This window comes from Secundilactobacillus paracollinoides DSM 15502 = JCM 11969 (assembly GCF_001311135.1).
GTDB classification, from domain to species: Bacteria; Bacillota; Bacilli; order Lactobacillales; family Lactobacillaceae; genus Secundilactobacillus; species Secundilactobacillus paracollinoides.
Genome location: NZ_BBAG01000001.1, coordinates 55979 through 77246 on the forward strand (window position 1 = coordinate 55979; position 21268 = coordinate 77246).

Annotated in this window: 17 protein-coding genes and 2 pseudogenes; 15 read left to right on the forward strand and 4 right to left on the reverse strand. The window is 47.7% G+C overall.

Annotated elements, in window-relative coordinates; all coding sequences use genetic code 11:
- Window positions 1–114: 114 nt before the first annotated feature.
- The 5 genes from JCM11969_RS00270 to JCM11969_RS00290 are packed head-to-tail and all read left to right on the forward strand — an operon-like array spanning window position 115 to window position 4975.
- Window positions 115–609 carry a metallophosphoesterase family protein gene (locus JCM11969_RS00270; RefSeq protein WP_054706843.1) on the forward strand — a complete coding sequence of 165 codons (495 nt, stop codon included), beginning with the start codon at window positions 115–117 and terminating at the stop codon, window positions 607–609.
- On the forward strand, window positions 543–1340 hold the full coding sequence (locus JCM11969_RS00275; protein ID WP_156319202.1) for a metallophosphoesterase family protein: 798 nt from the start codon (window positions 543–545) through the stop codon (window positions 1338–1340). The genes JCM11969_RS00270 and JCM11969_RS00275 overlap by 67 nt, the downstream gene beginning before the upstream one ends.
- A complete protein-coding gene (locus JCM11969_RS00280; RefSeq protein ID WP_054706848.1) occupies window positions 1330–2976 on the forward strand; it encodes an AAA family ATPase in 1647 nt (548 codons plus the stop codon). The genes JCM11969_RS00275 and JCM11969_RS00280 overlap by 11 nt, the downstream gene beginning before the upstream one ends.
- A gap of 29 nt (window positions 2977–3005) precedes the next feature.
- A complete protein-coding gene (locus JCM11969_RS00285; RefSeq protein ID WP_054706851.1) occupies window positions 3006–3983 on the forward strand; it encodes an ATP-binding protein in 978 nt (325 codons plus the stop codon).
- A gap of 38 nt (window positions 3984–4021) precedes the next feature.
- Window positions 4022–4975, forward strand: a complete 954-nt coding sequence (locus tag JCM11969_RS00290; protein WP_054707308.1) for a 3'-5' exoribonuclease YhaM family protein — start codon at window positions 4022–4024, stop codon at window positions 4973–4975.
- 778 nt (window positions 4976–5753) lie between these two features.
- Here JCM11969_RS00290 and JCM11969_RS00295 read toward each other — a convergent pair.
- The 3 genes from JCM11969_RS00295 to JCM11969_RS00305 all read right to left on the reverse strand — a co-directional run bounded on the left by JCM11969_RS00295 (window position 5754) and on the right by JCM11969_RS00305 (window position 7506).
- Window positions 5754–6647: a peptidylprolyl isomerase PrsA gene (locus JCM11969_RS00295; RefSeq protein WP_054706854.1), complete on the reverse strand. Its 894-nt coding sequence runs from the start codon at window positions 6645–6647 to the stop codon at window positions 5754–5756.
- Between the two features lie 100 nt (window positions 6648–6747).
- Complete coding sequence (locus JCM11969_RS00300) at window positions 6748–7053, reverse strand: hypothetical protein (protein WP_054706857.1); 306 nt, start codon at window positions 7051–7053, stop codon at window positions 6748–6750.
- A 15-nt stretch (window positions 7054–7068) separates the two neighbouring features.
- On the reverse strand, window positions 7069–7506 hold the full coding sequence (locus JCM11969_RS00305) for an HIT family protein (RefSeq protein ID WP_054706860.1): 438 nt from the start codon (window positions 7504–7506) through the stop codon (window positions 7069–7071).
- Between the two features lie 624 nt (window positions 7507–8130).
- Between JCM11969_RS00305 and JCM11969_RS00310 the strand changes: the two genes are divergently transcribed.
- The 3 genes from JCM11969_RS00310 (at window position 8131) to trmB (ending at window position 10873) form a co-directional block, all read left to right on the forward strand.
- A complete protein-coding gene (locus JCM11969_RS00310; protein WP_054706863.1) occupies window positions 8131–8868 on the forward strand; it encodes an ABC transporter ATP-binding protein in 738 nt (245 codons plus the stop codon).
- Complete coding sequence (locus JCM11969_RS00315) at window positions 8861–10072, forward strand: ABC transporter permease (protein ID WP_054706865.1); 1212 nt, start codon at window positions 8861–8863, stop codon at window positions 10070–10072. The genes JCM11969_RS00310 and JCM11969_RS00315 overlap by 8 nt, the downstream gene beginning before the upstream one ends.
- Before the next feature lie 150 nt (window positions 10073–10222).
- Window positions 10223–10873 (forward strand): tRNA (guanosine(46)-N7)-methyltransferase TrmB, encoded by a 651-nt coding sequence (gene trmB, locus JCM11969_RS00320; RefSeq protein ID WP_054706870.1) that lies wholly within the window; start codon window positions 10223–10225, stop codon window positions 10871–10873.
- 71 nt (window positions 10874–10944) lie between these two features.
- Here the strand turns inward: trmB and JCM11969_RS00325 are convergent, their stop codons facing one another.
- Window positions 10945–11271 carry a PepSY domain-containing protein gene (locus JCM11969_RS00325; RefSeq protein ID WP_054706874.1) on the reverse strand — a complete coding sequence of 109 codons (327 nt, stop codon included), beginning with the start codon at window positions 11269–11271 and terminating at the stop codon, window positions 10945–10947.
- Window positions 11272–11457: 186 nt separating this feature from the next.
- Between JCM11969_RS00325 and JCM11969_RS00330 the strand changes: the two genes are divergently transcribed.
- The 7 genes and pseudogenes from JCM11969_RS00330 to polA all read left to right on the forward strand — a co-directional run bounded on the left by JCM11969_RS00330 (window position 11458) and on the right by polA (window position 21264).
- Window positions 11458–11775, forward strand: a complete 318-nt coding sequence (locus JCM11969_RS00330; RefSeq protein ID WP_054706877.1) for a thioredoxin family protein — start codon at window positions 11458–11460, stop codon at window positions 11773–11775.
- A 176-nt stretch (window positions 11776–11951) separates the two neighbouring features.
- Window positions 11952–12587, forward strand: a complete 636-nt coding sequence (gene ytpR, locus JCM11969_RS00335) for a YtpR family tRNA-binding protein (protein ID WP_054706881.1) — start codon at window positions 11952–11954, stop codon at window positions 12585–12587.
- Window positions 12588–12704: 117 nt separating this feature from the next.
- Window positions 12705–14171, forward strand: a complete 1467-nt coding sequence (locus JCM11969_RS00340) for a midas domain-containing protein (protein WP_054706883.1) — start codon at window positions 12705–12707, stop codon at window positions 14169–14171.
- A gap of 92 nt (window positions 14172–14263) precedes the next feature.
- Window positions 14264–15687: pseudogene (locus JCM11969_RS00345) on the forward strand (DNA translocase FtsK); the annotation flags it as partial.
- A 181-nt stretch (window positions 15688–15868) separates the two neighbouring features.
- Window positions 15869–17200, forward strand: a complete 1332-nt coding sequence (gene murC, locus JCM11969_RS00350) for a UDP-N-acetylmuramate--L-alanine ligase (RefSeq protein ID WP_054706887.1) — start codon at window positions 15869–15871, stop codon at window positions 17198–17200.
- 271 nt (window positions 17201–17471) lie between these two features.
- Window positions 17472–18185 carry a Bax inhibitor-1/YccA family protein gene (locus JCM11969_RS00355; protein WP_054706890.1) on the forward strand — a complete coding sequence of 238 codons (714 nt, stop codon included), beginning with the start codon at window positions 17472–17474 and terminating at the stop codon, window positions 18183–18185.
- A 414-nt stretch (window positions 18186–18599) separates the two neighbouring features.
- Window positions 18600–21264, forward strand: a pseudogene (gene polA / locus JCM11969_RS00360) (DNA polymerase I).
- The last annotated feature ends 4 nt before the right edge of the window (window positions 21265–21268 follow it).

The following is a 21268-nucleotide window of genomic DNA, read 5'->3' on the forward strand; positions in this document are numbered from 1 at the left end:
CTTAAAATCCAAGTTCAGGATTTTCGGATGGAGCCTCTTATCATTTGGGCGTTAACTAGCGATTGATTCAAAGAAATCAGGCACCTGATCGTGCCAAAGAAAGGAGCCCCTGTCGTGAAATTTATCCACGCGGCTGATTTACATTTAGACAGTCCCTTTGAAGGGCTAAGACAGCTTCCAGAACCAGTGTGGCAGCTGATTTACCAAGCACCATTTAAAGCGACGCAGCAACTCGTTGACCAAGCAATTGATCAGGAGGTGGCGTTCGTCTTATTGGCAGGCGACCTTTTTGACCGAGAGACGCAGAGTGTCGCAGCTCAGTTATTCTTAAATGAACAGTTACAGCGGCTGATCGATGCCCAAATTGGCGTTTATCTGTGTTTTGGCAATCATGATTATCAGACAGCCAACCAAGCCATCGATTTGCCAGAGGGGGTGCACGTTTTTGTGTCGACGGTCAGCACGATGACGTTGAGACCCGGAATCAAAAACGGGTTGCAATCAGCGGCTTTAGTTACCCAACCCGCTGGCTGGAAACGGACATGGCAGCCCAGTTCCCGGTACGTGGGGATGTTGATTATCATATTGGCATGCTGCACGGCGCACTGAGACAATCCGGCACAAACCATTACGCACCGTTTACACTTGATGAGTTACGAGAAACCCATTACGATTACTGGGCGCTGGGTCATATTCACAAACCAGAGGTCTTGCAGGAACAGCCGCCAATTGTTTATGCGGGTACGATTCAAGGTCGGCATAAAAACGAAGCAGGTGAGCACGGGTACACACTGGTAAGGAGTCAGGATACCCGGTTGGTACCGTCGTTTGTGCCGGTAAATCCAGTCGACTGGGTCACCTTAGCCATTACGGTGACGGATCAACAAAGTGAAACTGAGCTGATCGACCTCGTGTTTGAGCAGCTCAGCCGGTTAACGGATGAGACGACGTTTAAACTGGTCTCCCTCACGCTGACCAACGTGGAGGCGCTACCCGGTCAGGTTGTTGCCCAGCTGAACAATGGTAATTGGTTCGACCGGTTGTCGCAACTTCAAGAAGATCAATATGAGGCCAATCGCTGTTGGATCTACGAAACGCATAGTCAACCTGCCGCAACAGACATTCATTACAGTCAATTGGATGCCGAATTTTGGAAGGCAGCTCAGGCCGACGTTTTTACGGGCGATGAATTGACTAAAGCGGCTGGTAAGAAGCTGTTGAGTTACCCATTTTTAGCCGATCATTTACTGGCGTCAACCACGCTGGAGGATACCCAAGAACGTGCAGAAAATGAGTTATTACAACAGGCACGTTTGGAGGCGGATGACCATGCGGATTAATCAGCTGACCATTTATGGGTTTGGCAAGTTCCACGATACGCAGGTGCAGTTTGACGCCCAGCTTCAGGTGATCTACGGGCCAAACGAGGCTGGCAAAACGACCCTCGTTGCCTTCATTACCAGTATGTTGTTTGGCTTTGCGACAGCTAAGCACAAATATGCCATGTACCACCCAAAAAATGGCGCAACGTACGGCGGAGAAATGACCTTTTCCCATAAGGGGCATGATTACTGGCTCAAGCGGGTCGATGGCACCCACGGCGGGGACGTGACCTTTAGGGATACCACTACGGATACCGACCTGACGAAGGCGGACCTCGCCACAATGCTCAGACCGGTTGACCGTGAGTTGTTTTCGCAAATTTATCAGTTTAGTGCCCAGAACCTCCAGGCCGTTTTCAATCTTGACCGATTTGCGCTCATTCAACGCATTCAGCGTATCGGGGCAATTGGCAGCGACGACTGGATCACGCTCAACCAGCGGCTGCGTAAGGAAGCGGACATGATTTATAAGCCCCGTGGCCGCAAACAACCGCTTAGTGAAAAATTGCGTGAGTACGATGACCTGACGGCAAGAGTGACGGCAGCTAAGGCTGATTATCCAAAATACCAAGACCTTCAAACAAAAACAAGCGAAATGACCGCCACGCTCGCAGCAACGCAGCAGACCATCACGACACAGCGTTCAGCCTTGAATCAACTTGATCAATTACTTCAGGTTTACCCATATTATCAGGAATACCAGGCGTTTCAAGCAGAGAACGCAACGGTCCCACAGACGGTTAGTACTCAGGATTGGGAAACCTTTACAACGTTAACGACGCAGCAACACCAGGTGGCAAGCAGTCTAGAAACCGAGACGAAGCAGCTAACGACTCAGCAAGCGGCCACCCAACCAACACCAGCCCAGCAGGCTTACCAGGCCCACAAAACGACCATTGATCAATTAGGTGCTGAATTGCCGAAACGTCAACAACAGTATCGTGATCAACAATTGGCTGATCAGGCTTTGACCGCTGATGCGACCACGTTGGATGGTTTGCGGGCACAGTATGGCGCACAGTTGATGCAAAGCCAGCCGATGCGGGCGAGTGACCAGGAAACGGTCGCGCAATTATTGGCGCAACAACGTCAGCTAAATGCAACGCAGACTGCGATCACCGATCAGCGTCACCAGTTAGCCGATCAGTTGAATGCTGCCGAACAAGCTGACAATGATGCTGGTTCTGGTATTTCTGTTACCTGGCTCGCTGCCGGAATAGCGGTCGTTGTTCTGGCTGTCTTTTTTCTGAGTGGCGTTTTGCGGTCAGTAGGCGGGGCACTTGGCGTTATCGTGGCGGCGTATGGTATCTTTAAACCGATGCTAAATAACAGCAATGCAAGTGCCTCTAGAACTGATTTGTTATCTGAGCAGATCGACAAGCTTAATCAGCAGTTAAAGACTGTCAATGCACAGCTGACGGATGCGAGTGGCCGCCTAGAAACAATCGGCGCGCAGTATCATCTGACAGGGATGCCAGCAACGGAATGGCTCGACCTGCAGCCCGTTTTAAAACAATACGGTGTCCTCATGGCACAATCGGCAACTGATCAGCAGCGTCTGCTGGATCTCGAACAGCGCTTGATGCCTATTTAACGCAGTGGCAGGTTGTTGGGCGCGAGTGGTTGCAACTAACAGGAAGCCAATCCGAAAAGATAGCAGCTATCCAGCAGTACCTGAGTGCTCGGCACGATGAAACGCAACAGCAGCAACTGGCGCTACAACAACAGCAGCATAGTGAACAGCGTGTCGCAGATCTTACCAACCAATCAAAGCGGGTTTCTCAACAGTTAACGACGTTTTTAACGGCGCGACATCTGAAGGACAGTGAAGCCTTTCAAGCCGCGTATGAAACGTCCCAATCCTTTCAACAGCACCGTGCGCACATTGATCTGATCAAGAACCAGTTGGAAAGAGTGGATTCAGACCTGTTTAAACGATATCCAGACCAGGCAGCTATCACTAAGGCAAAGGCGACGTTGACAAGCCAGCTTGCAAAAACCCGTGCCGACCAGGCGGCCCAGTTGAAACAGCATAGCCAGTTGACCTACGATATGCAGCAATTGGCCAGCAGTGATACCTATCAGCATCTGTTACAGCGCCAAGCGGCCTTGGAAGCTGAAATCACTGAAATGACGGACACTTGGTTGTCAAAGACATTATTGATCAAGTGGATCGACCAAACCCTGATTCACGCGTCGCAGGGACGCCAACCGCAGATCATGGCCGCTGCAACGGACTACTTTGCGGTACTTACCGGTCAGCGTTTTCACAAGATCACCTTCACTGATACCACCGTCACAGTTGAAGACACCGCTCAAACCACGTATGATGTGGGTGAACTGTCCCAAGGGACTGCCGAACAGCTTTACGTTGCGTTGCGGTTCGCATTTACCAAGGTGATGGCTGATGACATTGAACTGCCGATTATTATTGATGACAGCTTCGTCAACTTTGACCGGGACCGAACTGCCAACGCGTTCGCGCTGTTAAAACAGCTCCAGCAGACGACGCAGATCCTGTACTTTACAGCGGATCGTTATAACCGCGATCTCGTTGCACCAGAACAGTGTTTAAACTTGGCACAAGTCGCAGTAAAATAAAAGAAAAGGGGGTCGTCATTTTGGCTGAAAAACAATTAATGACCTACGATGTGGGTGACCAGATGAACCTGATGGTGCTCATTAAGAGTGCTGAGGTTCGGGTCGCAAAAAACGGTAAGAAGTATCTTGATTTTACGTTTACGGATGCCTCAGGTGAAATGTCCGGTAAATTCTGGGATGCAGGTGAGGCCGACATTACGCGCTATCAAGCAGGGCGCGTTGTTCGGCTAACAGGTAAACGGGAGAACTATCAGGGTACACCGCAAGTACGGATCAGCGCACTTCGGTTAGCGAATGCGGACGAACCGCATGATCCTGACGATTTCATGAGTTCAGCGCCAATGAAGGCAGCCGATATGGAAGATGAAATCAACCAAGTTGTTTTTGAGATCACCAACCAAGTCTGGAATCGTATCGTTCGCTGGCTTTTGGCCAAGCATCGCGAAGCATTCTTCACGTATCCGGCGGCCAAGCGTAACCATCACGCGTTTAAGGGCGGCCTTGCTTTCCATACAGTTTCAATTCTCCGGTTAGCACACAGTGTGGCCGGTCAATATGAGACTATCAACGCTCCGTTGCTGTACGCGGGCGCCATCCTGCACGACCTTGGCAAAGTGGTTGAACTGTCCGGTCCAGTTGGGACACAGTACACGGTCGAAGGCAACTTGCTGGGACACATCAGTATTGTGGACGGCGAGATCGTCACTGCCTGCAACGCACTGAAGTTTGATTTGGACAGTGAAGATGTTGTGATGCTTCGGCACATGATCCTTGCACACCACGGGTTACTGGAATACGGTTCTCCCGTCCGGCCACGATTGTTGGAAGCAGAGGTTCTTCATGATTTAGATGAACTCGATGCTTCCATTATGATGATGACCAACGCACTTGACAAAACGAGTCCAGGGTCATTTGGTGAACGCCTATTCGCAATGGACGGCCGGTCATTCTACCGACCAAATGAAAAGGACGACCCACAAGACAATGCTTAATTGAATAGCAAAAAACGCGTGAGTTTATTGACTCAGGCGTTTTTGGTTTTAGTGGCAAATTGTTTTTGATATTCTTATGTTAGGCGATAGTCCGTTGCATTCCGCAATTTGGCACGGAGCAGTAGTGGCTCGCGATGGCGCTAATTCAGCTGTCGCTGTGCGCCATCTGAATGGATCTCCATCGACTCGCACATCAGTAACCGACCAAAATACGGTCGCTAACTGATGTCGACTCCACAGTTCTGTGCCAAATTGCTGCATTCCACTGATAGTGAGCCTATATTTAACCACTAGTTAAGCATCTCAATGATGTTAACCCATGGTCGAAGAGAATCCGCCCTCGACTGCTAGTAAGAATATTGACAGCTACGCTTATCACAATATGCTACTCATTGGTAACGATTAATGAACGGTATCATGGCATCACTTATGAAGTCTTGCCGTCTCTGATGACGAATAGAAGTTTTGTAGCGTAGTGGAACCGGTCGGCATTGCAGGCTGTGGTGTCGGTGTTCGTTGGCGAGGGTACTTTCCTCGCTTACGAACACGGGAGACGTAGGAGATCCTTGGATTTCTGCCAAGACATTCAATAGCTCCGGAGCGACCCCACCTTAGCCTGCAGGGCCGACCGGTGGAACGAAGCGACATTGAAGCGCTACTTCGAATCACCCAACAGTGAAGGACTTCTGTATGCTAATGGTCGTTATTAATTCCGCAACAAAAACCGCTCCGGTAAATTACCGAAGCGGTTAAACAGGGTAGACCCTGTTAAGATGATTTATTTACTTGATGAACTGCTTGTCAAGTAGTCTGACAGAACGTTTTGTAATTGACTGTCCTTGATGGAAATGTTACCCTTCTTAAGGACTTTAGAAACGACGCTCTTCAAAACAGTGCTGTTGTTCATATCATCATCGATGATCTGCTTCTTCAGTTCTGCCTTGTGTTCGTTCAAAGTACCTTTACCAGGGTTGCTGTCCATCTTGATAACTTCATAACCTGAAGTCGTCTTAACAGGTGTGGTGGTGTATTCACCAGTCTTCAGCTTCCAAGCAGCCTTCTTAAAGGTGCTGTCGAGAGAAGTATCGGTGCTGTCAAAGGCAGCTAACTTACCACCCTTGTTCTTAGTCGTTGAATCAGTTGAGTACTTCTTAGCCAAGGATGCGAAGCTGTCGCCAGTCTTGAGGTCCTTGATGACTGTTTCAGCAGTTGACTTCTTTGAAACTAAGATGTGTGAAACCGTAACTTTTGGCTCGTAGCTCTTGAATTGCTTCTTAAGCTGGGCATTGGTGATCGTGACGTTGCCCTTCACAGCTTCCTTAAGTAAAAGGTTGTCTCGAATTTGTTGCTTCAATTGTGAAGCGGTCATCCCACTTTGAGAAAGGACAGACTTGAATGATGAGCCGTATTCCTTCTTGTAAGTGTTGTATTGCTTAGTCACTTGTGAGGTCTTGACCTTGTCGCCATATTGTTTTTCCAATACTTTGTCAAGAATCATTTGTTGTAAGACTTGCTTACCACTTGAAGTGTTCTTCAGGCTGCTGTAATACTCACTTTCAGTGATCTTACCACCTGAAGTGGTGGCAACCGTTTTGCTACCACAAGCTGCCAATGTCAGACCCATTAAGACAGTGGCAAGTGCGACGAACCATTCTTCATTGCGAAAACACATCCATTTCTATAAATTTGTTTAACTCCCAGCTGGGGCGTTCTCAATAACTATAACATAACCTTGAGATAATAGCAGTTGGGTAGGGGAACTTAACTAAAATCTAAAACTTATCTAAAGTCTCATTTATTTTATCCAACCGCGGCTGGATCTTAAACTGAAACTGCTGCACGTCATCTTGAATACTGTCGATCACAGGTTGTGCTTTAGCGACAGCACTGTTCAACTGGGTTAATTTATCAGAAACAGCGGATGCCTTTTTTCGCCAATCTTGATAATCAGCGTACTTCGTTTTAACAGTGGTGACTGTTTCGGAAACAAAATCCACCGGTGACTGACGTTTATTAATGAGGTGCATGGCAAGCGTGCCACCCGCTGTGAGCAGGGTGGTGAGCAAGAAGCGTTTCATATGACGGCCTCCCAGTTAGAATTGCGCCTTAATGGCGTCTTGAATTTTAGTATAAGCGGCTTCATCATAGTTTTTAGAGTTGTCTTTAAAAATCATAGCAAAGTCGTCGTTACTGGTGTAGCGCGGCACAATGTGAATGTGTGAGTGGAAGACGGATTGGTAAGCCACTTCGCCATTGTTATTCACAATATTCATGCCCTTAATGTCAGGGTTGGATGCTTTGACTGCTCGAGCAATCAGCGGAATCTTAGCAAAAACGGTGGCTGCCAGATCGGCATCATAGTCAAAGATATCCTTGACGTGGGTCTTGGGGACAACCAGCGTATGGCCTGGAGTTCCTTGGGAAATATCTAAGAATGCTTTGACATCATCGTCTTCGTAAACGGTGTAGCTTGGGATCTCACCCTTAATAATCTTACAGAAAATGCAGTTATCATCATAATTATGAATCATGTCGGTTCCTCCTTAGCGTTGTTCTGTTCCTAGTATACACTAGAGTTTGGGATGGCTGGTTAGTGGATGTTGGAATTTAGGGGAAAATTAGATTTGGGTGGAGTGGCTTGACGGGAATGGGATTATTTAGGGCTTGGTTTCAGGATATCAGGAATCGAGTGGTGTTGGCGATGTGCTCTAATTTGAGATTTGCGAAACGTGTTCGTCTACTATAGATAACCGGCCATGTATCGGACTTTGACAAAAATGCCAGGTTCAGGCATTTGAGCCTGAAATCACCGCGTGGTTTTGGCTACAGCGCTCGCTTTATACATTGTCGAAACGTGTTTCACAGGCACGGGGCTAACGTGTAAGGGACTCTGACCAAAAAGTCAGACCCGGACTTTTCTGATTTTGGCAGCCGTGGTGAATGGCTGCCGCGCTGGCTTTATACATTGCCGAAACGTGTTCCACAAGGCAGAAGCTCCTGTGTAAGCAACTCTGGTCAAAAAAGTCAGGCCCGGACTTTTCTGACCAGAGTTACTTACACTCCGCCTTCTAACCGCCTTGTTCCACACTCTTACATCTATGCTATAATAAAAAATACGACACTAAAAAAGAAACTACAGAAATGAAGGGATATCCATGACGCTTCAAGTCACGAAGATTGTTGGTGGCTACTCACAGATTCCAGTTTTAAAAGAAGTTACATTTGATATTAAAGATGGCGAGCTCGTTGGTTTGATTGGGCTGAACGGTGCTGGTAAATCAACGACGATCAATCACATCATTGGGTTGCTGACCCCGTTTAAGGGTCAGATCAAGATCAATGGGGTGACCCTGGCGGAAGATAACGAAGCCTATAAAAAACAAATTGCTTACATTCCTGAAACGCCGATTCTCTACCAAGAATTGACCTTGAAGGAGCATCTTGAGATGACGATGATGGCGTATGATCTTGACCAGGATGCCGCTTGGAAACGGGCGGAAAAACTGTTGCAGATCTTCCGACTGGACAACAAATTAGACTGGTTCCCAGCTAATTTTTCAAAGGGGATGAAGCAAAAGGTGATGATCGTTTGTGCGTTCATTACCGACTCACCGCTGTTTATCATTGATGAACCCTTTCTAGGATTGGATCCGCTGGCCGTTCATGACCTGCTTGATCTCATCAACGATCAGAAGGCCAAGGGGGCCAGCATTCTGATGTCGACCCATGTGCTTGATACCGCGCAAAAATACTGTGACCGATTTGTGCTCCTGCACGATGGCCAAGTGAAAACGGAAGGAACGCTGGCAGAACTGCGACAAGCGCTGCCAGATGCCGGTGAATCACTCGACGATATCTACATGTCGATGACGAAGGCGGACCAACATGAATAAGTTATTTAGCAAACGATTGGCCAGTCATTTAAGAGAAATGTTCAAGTATTTACGGCTGGTGTTTAACGACCACTTCATTTTTGCGTTACTGATCATGATTGGTGGCCTGGGGTACGCCTATTCCAACCTATTAAAAACGTTGCATCCCAATGTTTGGTGTTCACAACCCATCATTATTCTGGTGATGTTTGCGTTATTGCAGATCGGCCGACTAGCGACTTTATTGGAAGATGCTGACGTGGTGTTTTTACTACCAAAGGAACACGCCATGCACACCTACTTTCTTGCTGCGAAACGATATAGTGAAACGCTGGCACAAATTTGCCAACTCTTTGGTCTGTTTGTCCTGCTGCCGTTTATTCAAGCAACCGATCCGTTATCAGTGGCTGCTTTGGCCGGACTGGCAGTCACCCAGGTGATCTTAAAGGATACCTGGCTGACGGCAGTTCTAATGAATCATTACCGCTTCAGTCAACGATGGCTGCACCAGGCCGTTTGGTTCCGATGGCTGGTTCCAGCAATCGTGTTGATTATCGGTGTTTATGTCACACCACTGGCTAGCGTGATCCTGGCACTTGCAGCTGACGGAATTATGCGGTTGCTTGGTCAGGGGTGGCAGCGGCAGGCGTTTGATTGGCGGTCAGCTATTGGTCAGGAAAATAATCGGATGCTGGGCGTTTATCGCTTCTTTAATTTGTTTACCAACGTGCCAATGTTAAAAGGGGTCGCAAAACGACGCAAGTACATGGATGGTATCCTGCGCTTGGTTGCCACGAAACCGGCAAACACCTACCTCTACCTGTACAGTCGCGGCATGGTGCGCAGTGGTGAATTCAGCGGTCTGTATTCGCGCTTGACCATTATTGGGATGATCCTGCTGTATTTTATTCACGGCACTTGGCTGCCTGTGCTATTGGCGGCACTATTCCTGTATCTGATCGGGTTCCAGTTGATTCCTTTTTACTGGCAGTTCGACGACATCGTCTTTACGCACCTTTACCCGATCAAGACGGCGCAACGGATCGCTAATTTCAAGAGACTATTGCGGACATTGATGATCGTGACGGGTGTGTTATTCCTAGTCATTGTTGCCATTAGTGATTTTCAGCTTGAGGTTGTAGTGATTACCGCAATCGTTGAAATCGTGGAAATTCTCGCGATGGTCAGCTACTATCTGCCACTAAGGCTTCGGAAAAATCGTTAGTTGACGCTGACCCATAAATTGCCTAAAATAGGTATTGCTTAAATTGACTGAAATGAACACAGTAACCAAACGACGGGCCTTTGAGCGCTTCACTTGAACGCTGAAAGGTGCCGTCGTTTTAATATGACATCAAAAAATGGAGGCATCATCATGCGGGTACGAAAAAAGCCGTGGGCAGAAGGGTACATTAACGACCATAGTGATCTCATCGTCACGGCCCCTGAAACGCAACTAGGACACTGGCAGGAGCGGTTTGAAAAACAGCAGCCGCTGCAAATTGAGATCGGCATCGGTAAGGGGCGTTTCATTGTCGAAATGGCCCGTCAGCATCCAGAAATCAACTTCTTAGGAATTGAAATTCAAGAATCCGTGATTGCGACAGCGTTACGCCAGCTTGTCGAAAGCGGGCTGACGAACGTCCAACTGGTTGAAACGGACGGGGCCAACGTCGATACACTCTTTGCTGAAAACGAAGTTGATGCGCTATTCTTGAACTTTTCGGATCCATGGCCGAAGACCCGGCATGCCAAACGGCGGTTAACGTCACCTAATTTTTTGGTGCACTATGAAAAGGTTTTGAAACCTGCCGGCATGATCCAGTTTAAAACGGATAACCGCGGTTTATTCGAATATTCGTTGGCCAGTTTTAATAACTACGGCCTCACATTTGATGAGGTATGGCTGGATCTGCACAACAGCGCCGGCAACGAGGGCAACGTTGAGACTGAATATGAACAAAAATTTAGCGCAAAGGGGCCCATCTACGAATTAAAGGCGCATTTTCCAACGTTAACTCATTAAGCGTCAAAAAAGACTCATGACTGACAGGTAACTGTCTGGTCATGAGTCTTTTTAACATTGTCGCAAGTTAATTAAATGCGGTTGACGCTAAGGACACTGCCAGTTTTTGCGTCCGCCATAAATTCATATTGTCCCAACGCGTGATCCTCTTGCCGGGTGATGCCGCCGTAGTAGACCAGATTTTTAATGGCGAACTGACGACGTTCACTTGGATGCGTACTGATCCAGGCGCCTTCAATCGGGGCTTCACGTTGAAAAGCGGTCTTGGCCTGGTTCAAAATTTCATCTGAGGTCATCATGGTTTGACGATCATAAACGTGGCCCAAAAGAAACCCGAGGATCACGCTTAGGATGGATAGAAAACTGAGTTGTTCTGGTGTTTTTAAATTCGATGTCATAACATGACCTCCAGTTACGGATAGATTGTGTTGCGGAATCGTCAGAATGGGAAGTAACTGTCATTACTCTGACGTGAAATTTAAAGTGTCTCTATCATAGCAGGTTTTCAGATGTAAATCATATTCAAGACTCGAAAATTGCGGTATACTTAATGCTATTAAAAAGTAAGCAAGGGAGCGATTGGATTGGAAAAACTACCAAAGATGACGACTGAAGAACTCACAAAGCGGGTCAGCGACGGGAAATACATGCTGTTTTTCTCAGCTGGCTGGTGCCCAGATTGCGCGTTCATTAAGCCCGCAATGCCAGATATTGAAAAAGAATTTAGCGATTACACATTCTTAGCGGTCGATCGTGATGAAAACATTGACCTTTGCGTTGACCTGAATGTACTTGGCATCCCAAGTTTTATTGCTTATGATCATGGTCAAGAAATTGGGCGGTTCGTGAATAAGGACCGGAAAACAAAGGAACAAGTTGAAGCGTTTGTGACCGCACTATAAGCGTCACGACAACGACTGTTTGGCGCGCATTGGGCGTTTCAAATGGGCGTTGTTTTTTTGTGTTAAATCACAATTGGAAATGCGGGTTTTAGGTACGAAATCACGCAATTGTGCGCTATAATAATAGGGCACTGAAAAAATGAGACAGTCATAATTTGAATGTGAAAGGATTCTTCATGTTAATTTCTAGTTATAATCAAAAAGCGTTGGGCGATATCCTCATCGTCTACGTTGCGCCAGACGTTGACGAACAGGCCGTTGAGACCCACCAGTCAATTACGCGCATTTATGATCCAGCCAAGAATGAAACCTTAGGCTACAATATTGCGAATGTCAGCCAGATTTTAGGTCAGTTGAACGTCAACGGACAGGTCTTTTTGACGGATGCTCAAGTTGACCAGTTAAACGAGGCCCTCGCAGCTGCTGATTTTGTGCCAGATCTCAAGGCAGACCATGAACCGAAATTCGTGGTGGGATACGTCAAAACGGCGGAACAGCATCCAGATTCTAACCATCTGTTGGTGACCCAGACAGAGGTGCAGGATGGGCAAGTCGTCCAGATCGTCAGCGGGTCACCCAACATGCAAGCCGACATTAAGGTGGTCGTCGCTGAGGTTGGCGCCATGATGCCAGATGGACTCATTATTTGGCCTGGTAAATTGCGCGGGGTCGAAAGTGATGGTATGATTTCATCAGGACGGGAATTACGGATTCCTAACGCACCCGATCGGCCAGGCGCATTGATCTTACCTGATGATTATGAAGTTGGACAGCCTTTTGATTTTGAAAAGGCCCAAACTTTATTCCAATAGAGTAAGTTTAATCGCAAAAAGGGGGCCACGCGCTCCCTTTTATTGTGCCATAAAACGGGTTATTGTTAGTTGCAACTAAAAAACTGCCCATAGCAAATTGAAATGGATGAACGCCTAATGACTCACTATGATGGACCGGCTTTCTACCGAAAGTACCGGTTACCCAGAAAAAATCGAAAATTAAATGCGGCAGCGCCGGCACCCGAGGCAACCCCGATCAAACGGACGTATCACTTACCAAGTGAGGGGGATGCCCAGACGCAGCGAGTGCGCCAGACCCAGACGCGTCAGAATCGACCGGCTGCTGAATCGCGGCCACAATTGCCGCCTCGTGAAACGGACGCGGAAATGCGCCACGAGGTTGAACCCCCTCGGCCATCCGCAAAAATGACATCGACGAACGATTGGCGGACTGACCGGCCGTTTCGTGTGACGGCAGTCCCGAGACAACTGCATCACCCAAGTCTAGCCTCACCACGCGTTAATTTTACGCAATTGGTGACTCGCTTTTTTAAAAAACAGGACAGTGACGTCCTGTTATTAAGTGATGCCAATGTGACTGAAATTCCTGATGCAATGCCATCGAGTGACACAACACAGGAAAGCATGCAGTTTGTCTCAAATGAGGCAGTTTCTGCGTCGGCATCAGGTGTTTCTGACACTGCTGACGATAACACGACTGTTTTAGATGAGGGCGCGGCGACGACGCAAGCATCGCCATCAACAGTGAAGGAAGACGGTCCCTCGATTCATAATTGGCAGTCTGACGCTGATACAACTGATGAAGTGTCTTCAATGTCTGAAACGGTGCCAGAAGCCGCCACTGATGTCCAACCGTCTGAAGTGCAACCATCGATTTCTGACATCGCGTCGGTCGAAGATGACCACTCAGCTGGGCAAACCAGTGACGCTATTCCAAGTTCTGAATCAACGGATGATGGGTTGCTAGTAAGCGAACCGACCGACACAAGCGACCAGACTACCGAGTCAGCGCCATCAGAGACGCCGGTTGAGCCCGACCAGCCTGAAAATTTGCAAGAGGCGGCTGTTTCTGAGCGTGACCAGGATGATTCTGGATTAGACAATGCCAGTGACCAGGCTGATGAGCAGACGGAATCAGATGAGTCGCAGGTGGCAGCTGATAGCAACGTTGATGGTGATGTCGATACACGCACCGCCACTCAGCCTGAAGTTGAGTCATCTGTCAATGCCCAGACAACGCTAGAGTCACCCCTTGCCGCTCACGACACAGAGTTGAGTGAAATAGATGTCCGTGCTGATCCGTCTACTGATGACCCGACAACACTTATTTCGGATCAACCAGATCAGCCAAACATTCAGCAGGATCGTAAACTGTTAGACCATGTTGAGGAATCCAGTGACGCAGCACAACAGTTTGATACCAGCCCTGTGGCGGAAATCCCAAGTGCTGATATTGTGACAGATGAGGAACCCGCTGCAGGGCATGTGACACAGACCCCATCTGCACCTAAACCTGTTGCCACCAGTGCACCGGCAACTAACACGCCCACGCCGGCGCCTAAAAAGCCAGCCGAAGCACAACACGGTTGGGCCATTCACTAGGTGATATTCTCAATGAAGAAAATGCTCAGTTGAAAGATCTAGCCCTGTTCCAGGATAAGCCGGACGTTCAGGGAGAGACTGTTCCGTTACGCGGGTATCAGTTCCCGTCGCCGGATCTGTTGACACCGCCCGTTATTCCCGACGAAAGTGCGTTGGACGAATGGATCGAACACCAGGGGGAAGTGCTGGATGAAACTCTGGCAGCCTTTCACGTGGACGCGCACGTCGTGGATTGGACGATTGGACCGACCGTGACGCAGTTCCAGGTACATCTCTCACTAGGGGTTAAAGTCAATAAGATTACGAATCTAACGGATGATCTGAAGCTGGCGCTTGCTGCTAAAGATATTCGAATCGAAGCACCCATTCCTGGCAAATCAACCGTTGGGATCGAGATTCCAAACCCAAAGACACGGCCTGTGATGCTGTCTGAAGTGCTTGAATCAAAGGCGTTTAAGGACAGCAAATCACCGTTGACTGTGGCGCTTGGGGTTGACCTCTTTGGTAAGCCGCAGGTGACTGATCTGCGGAAGATGCCGCACGGATTGATTGCTGGGGCAACCGGATCAGGAAAGTCGGTCTTCATTAACAGTTTGCTGATTTCGTTACTGTATAAAGCGACACCAGCAGACTTGCGGTTATTACTGATCGATCCAAAGGCCGTTGAACTGGCACCGTATGACAAATTGCCGCATCTTTTAGCGCCCGTTATTTCTGATCCGCAGGCCGCAGCGGCTGCCTTGAAGTGGGCAGTTAATGAGATGGATGATCGGTATGATCGTCTTGCGGCAGCTGGAGTCCGCAATATTGAACAGTACAATGAGCGGGCTGAATTAACGGAAGAATACAGTCTTAAGTTGCCGTACATTGTGATCGTGATCGACGAATTAGCCGATTTGATGATGATGGCTTCAAGTGAAGTTCAAGATTACATTGTCCGGATCACACAAAAAGCTCGGGCAGCCGGCATCCACTTGTTAATTGCAACGCAACGACCAAGTGTCGACATCGTGACTGGGACAATTAAAAATAATATCCCGACCCGGGTCGCCTTCATGGTCTCTTCGCAAGTGGACTCACGCACGATCATTGATACGTCTGGTGCTGAGCGCTCCTTGGAAAAGGGGACATGTTGTTCCTTGGTAACGGTGCCTCGCAGCCGGTTCGACTGCAGGGGACGTTTGTGGATGACGAGGTTGACCGGGTGACTGACTTTGTCCGTACTCAGGGCAAACCACATTACGAATTTGATCCGGATGGACTGCTTGCTAAAGAACAGAGTCAACAAAACGAGGATGAACTGATGCCAGAAGTTTTGGATTATATTGTCCAGGAACAGACGGTTTCAACGTCCAAGTTGCAACGGGTCTTTTCAATCGGTTACAACCGGGCGGCAAACATGATCGATACGCTGGAAAATAAGCAGTATATATCCGGGCAAAATGGGTCCAAACCCCGTGATGTTTTCCTGACGGCTAAACAACTGGCCGAAATGCGGGGACCACGCACTGACTAGCTTGCTGAAAAGACGTGGCGGCCAGCCGGTAAAAATTAAGATTCCCGTCAAATAAGACATCTGAGGCGAAATGCCCCTCGAATTTTAGGTGAGCTGTGCTAAAATAAATGAGTGACTAAAACCAGCGCGAGGGTTATCCGCGCAAAAAAATTAATAGAGCAGTGACGAAAAGAGGATATTGATGGACAACTCGACAACGTATTACTTTGTTGGCATCAAGGGTTCAGGAATGAGCTCATTAGCACTTATTTTACATGATAAGGGATTTAAGGTGGCTGGTTCAGACATCACCCAGTACACGTTTACACAACGTGGCTTGGAACAAGCCAAGATCCCAGTATATCCATTCAACGCAGACAACATTCAAGAAGGCCTGACAGTGATTGCCGGAAATTCATTCACTGATGACCATCCTGAAATTAAAAAAGCACGGGAAATGGGCTTGCCCGTTTACCGGTATCACGAATTCTTAGGAAAATTAATTGAAGGCTATACCAGTATTGGTGTTGCCGGTGCGCATGGGAAGACCAGTACAACGGGTCTGCTGTCACACGTCTTATCCGGGATTGCGCCAACCAGTTATTTAATTGGTGACGGGACAGGGAAGGGCACGCCTAACGCCCGGTTCTTTGTTTATGAAGCCGACGAATATCGCCGCCACTTCTTAGCAACCAAGCCCGACTATGCCATCATGACCAACATTGATTTTGATCACCCAGATTACTACAAAGATATTGATGACGTGTTCACAGCGTTCCAAACGTTTGCTAACCAAGTCACCAAGGGTATCTTTGCCTGGGGTGACGATGAAAATCTGCGTCGTTTGAAGACTGACGTTCCGGTATATTACTACGGTACGAGCGATAAGGATGATTTCCAGGCGCGCGACATTAAGCGGACAACAAAGGGGTCTCAATTTGACGTGTACTATCACGACGAATTTTTGGGGAACTACCACGTTCCGTTATTTGGCGAGCATAACGTGTTGAATAGTTTGGCCGTGATCGCTGTGGCGTACTTTGAAGACGTTGATCTGGATGAGATCAAGAAGGAACTTCTGACTTTTAAAGGGGTCAAGCGCCGGTTTGCGGAACGTCAATTAGCCGACATGACCATCATCGACGACTATGCGCATCATCCATCTGAAATTCGCGCAACGTTAGATGCTGCCCGGCAAAAATATCCCGATAAAGAGGTCATCGCTGTCTTTCAGCCGCATACCTTTACCCGGGTCATCGCGTTAATGGACGATTTTGCGACCGCCTTAAACAACGCGGATCACGTTTATCTGACAGATATTTTCAGTTCTGCGCGTGAATCGAACGGGAAGGTTTCAAGTGCGGACCTTGCCAAGAAGATCACCAAGGGTGGCGAGATCCTCAAATTGGATAACATGTCACCGTTGCTGGACTACCACGATGCCGTTGTTGTCTTCATGGGTGCCGGCGATGTTCAAAAGTACGAACGCGCCTATGAGGAACTCTTGAGTCATTTATCACTTAAAGATAACTAGCTGGCCACCGCTACATTTAGTGCGTGGACAGTCGAAAATAAAAGAAGCCGCCTCCCAAAATGATACGTCATGCTGGGGTGAGACTTCTTTTGTGCTTACTTATGTCATACAGTCTTAGACAAGTGTCCCAAATGTGGTTAATAAGTGATTAATTTCTTAAATAATGTCTAAAGTCACTTGTTTTAAATAGGAATAATTGCTTTTTTTACTGGGATTGATACAATGGTCAACAATTAACAAGACAGACGTTTCATAAATTGGAGGGAATTGAATGAACAATCAACAATTTGATGAACAACCGCGTCGCGTGGTTAACGCCGACGTCGGGTTAAACACTTTCTTAACCAAAATGTATGGCTGGATGGCACTTGCGGTGCTGTTATCAGCAGTGTCGGCCTATTTTGTCAGCACTAACCAGGCGTTATTATCGACCATGACCGGAAGCGGGATGTGGATCGGTCTCATCGTTTGGTTTATCTTTCCATTCTTAGTTAATGGTCAGGCCTTTAAACGGCCAACAGTGAGTTTCGTACTCTTGATGGTTTATGCGCTGATTACGGGTGGAATCTTCTCGGTCTACTCGTTGGTCTATTCTGGCACCACCATCGTTTCAGCGTTTGTCTCAAGCGCAGTCGTCTTCATCGTGATGGCGTTGTATGGGACAGTCACGAAGCGTGATTTAACCAGAGTCGGCGCGCAAGCAACAGCCGCTCTAATTGCATTGCTGGTTGCCTTGGTCATTAACATGTTCTTGCACAGTGCCATCATTGCTTACGTGTTCTCGTTTGTCGGGGTCATCATCTTCACTGCCTTGACCGCATCTGACAGTCAAAAGATGAAAACACTGTACCTGAAGAGTGACGGCAGCGGTAATGTCACAAGCGGGTTAGCCGTGATTGGTGCCATGCAGCTCTACCTAGATTTCGTCAACCTGTTTATCTTCTTGATTCAAATCTTCGGTGGCGCTGGCAGTAGTCGGGATTAATCATCTAATTGAATGAAAGTTTCAATAAAGCTGGGAAGTCATTGATTTCCTGGCTTTTTTATGTGTCGAAGTCAATTTTTAACCGATTGACGGCCATTCTTTCATTATTGTTGAATACGTCTTTCCACGGTTAGGTGATAGTTCGTTGCATTCCGCAATTTGGCAGGTCGTGTAGTGGCTCTCGAGTGAATCTCAGTCGTCTCGCACATCAGTAACCGACCAAAGTAGGGTCGCTAACTGATGACGACACCACAGCCTGCAAAGCCGAACGGAGCAACGAAGCGGCAATTTTGTTTTATTCGGCTCACTTAGCAATAGAAAAGACTTTTACGACACGCGCTTAATATTTTTATTTGCGTCAAACTTTGGTAAACTATACAGTGGACATATAGAAGATACAGCAAGGAGAAGCGCATGACAGAATCTAAAAAATTGTTGTTAATTGATGGGAACAGCGTGGCCTTTCGAGCCTTTTACGCGCTCTATAATTCGTTGAACCGGTTCACGAATCCCGATGGCTTGCACACTAATGCCATTTATGGCTTCAACACCATGCTGGATCACATGTTAAAAGACGTTCAGCCAACTGATGCCCTGGTGGCGTTTGATGCTGGTAAGACAACGTTTCGAACAAAGAAATATACAGACTACAAGGGCGGCCGGGCAAAAACGCCAGCCGAGTTAACAGAGCAGATGCCGGAAATTCGTCATCTGCTGACGGCACGGGGACTGAAGTCGTACGATTTAAAGGACTATGAACCGATGACATTATCGGCACGCTGGCTAAGGAAGCGGATGCGGCTGATTATGAAACAGTGATCATCACTGGAGATCGGGATCTCACGCAATTAACTTCTGATAAGACAAGCGTGGCTGTGACCGTTAAAGGCGTTAGTGAAGTCGAATACTACACATCCGCTCACGTGCAGGAGAAATTAGGCGTGACGCCCGATCAAATTATTGAGATCAAGGGACTGCGCGGTGATACGTCGGATAATTATCCCGGGGTTGCCGGTGTTGGTCCTAAAACGGCTGAAAATCTGATTCAAAAATATGGCACCATCGATGGTGTTTACGACAATATTGATGATATTACGGCTAAAAAACTCAAGGAACATTTGCTTGAAGATAAGGATTCGGCCTTTTTGTCACGCGACCTGGCGACGATTCGGCGTGATGCACCGTTAGCCATTGGGTTGGACGACTTAGCGTATACCGGTGATGATACCGATGCGTTGGTTGCATTTTATCAAAAAATGAATTTCCAATCTTTCTTGAGTAAATTAAATACCGATGGCGACGGTGAGGATGTGTTGGGGTTAAAGCCGGTGTCGTTTACCGTGCTCACTCAAGACAACTTGGCTGAATTGAAGACCTTAAACGACCCAGTGTCATTTTATCTGGAGATGCCGGAAGCAAACTATCACACGTCTGACTTTGCCGGTTTTGTGATTGGCAGTGGGGCGAAGTGGTTTGTCAGTCGTGACGTTGAGTTGCTGCAAGAAGACGCCGTTAAGTCACTACTGACTAGTGAAACGCTCACGAAAAATGTGTTTGATGTCAAGCGGACCTACGTTGGGTTGAACCGTCTTGGCATCCATCTGCAAAATGTGGATTTTGACCTATTATTGGCGTCCTATTTGCTTGATACGAATGAAAACAGTAACGACCTTGGTAAGCTGGCGTTTCAACACCAGTACCACGAGATCCAAACAGATGACGAGGTGTACGGCAAGGGCGCAAAGCGGGCCATTCCTGATGATGACCAGATCTTTTTTGAGCATCTGACCCGCAAAGCGATTGCGATTGAGCAGCTGGCACAACCGCTTTTTGATAAACTGACACAAAATGAACAGATGTCTCTTTACCGTGATTTAGAATTACCAATGGCCTATGTTTTAGCCATATGGAAATCGCTGGGATCAAAGTGGACACCGATAAACTCAGTGAAATGGGCAGCCAGTTCACGGAACAGTTGGCGCAAATTCAACAGACGATCTATCAAGAGGCTGGCGAAGAATTTAACATTGGCTCACCAAAACAGTTGGGTCATATTTTATTTGAAACGATGGGTCTGACCCCAATCAAGAAAACGAAGACGGGGTATTCAACCTCGGTTGACGTCCTTGAAAAATTAGCGGGTGAGGCACCGATCGTTGAAAACATCTTAAAGTATCGTCAGATCGCAAAGATTCAATCGACTTACATCGAGGGCTTGCTGAAGGTGGTCCATTCAACAGATCAAAAGGCGCACACGCGTTACCAGCAAACGTTGACGCAGACTGGGCGCCTGTCTTCGGTCGATCCTAACCTGCAAAATATTCCCATTCGAACAGAGGAGGGCCGGCGGATTCGACAAGCCTTTGTGCCGAGTCACGATGGCTGGCAGATCTTTTCGTCTGATTACTCGCAAATTGAACTGCGGGTACTTGCGCATATGACGCATGATAAGAACTTGCAGGCAGCCTTTATCGATGATGAAGACATTCATGCCAGCACCGCACGGCGAATCTTCCGTCTGCTGCCAGACGAGGAAGTGTCCCCGAACATGCGGCGTCAAGCTAAAGCGGTTAACTTCGGAATCGTTTACGGTATCAGTGACTATGGCCTGTCACAAAACATTGGCATTTCGCGGAAGCAAGCGCATGACTTTATTGAAACGTACTTCGAAGAGTATCCTGGCGTTAAGAAATATATGGATGACATTGTCCAAACGGCGAAGGACCAAGGCTACGTTGAAACCATTAGCCATCGTCGCCGCTACTTGCCAGACATCAATGCCCGCAACTTTGCCCAACGCTCGTTTGCTGAGCGGACGGCTATGAACACGCCCATTCAAGGGAGTGCTGCGGACATTATTAAGATTGCGATGATCAACATGGAGGATGCACTGAAAAAGGCGGACCTCCAGGCCACGATGTTGCTGCAGGTGCATGATGAACTGATCTTTGAGGCCCCGGCTGAAGAGATCCCAACGCTTGAAAAATTAGTCCCAAAGGTGATGGACTCAGCTGTGAAATTGGAAATTCCATTAAAGGTTGAATCCCACTACGGGAACACTTGGTATGACGCCAAGTAGGTGT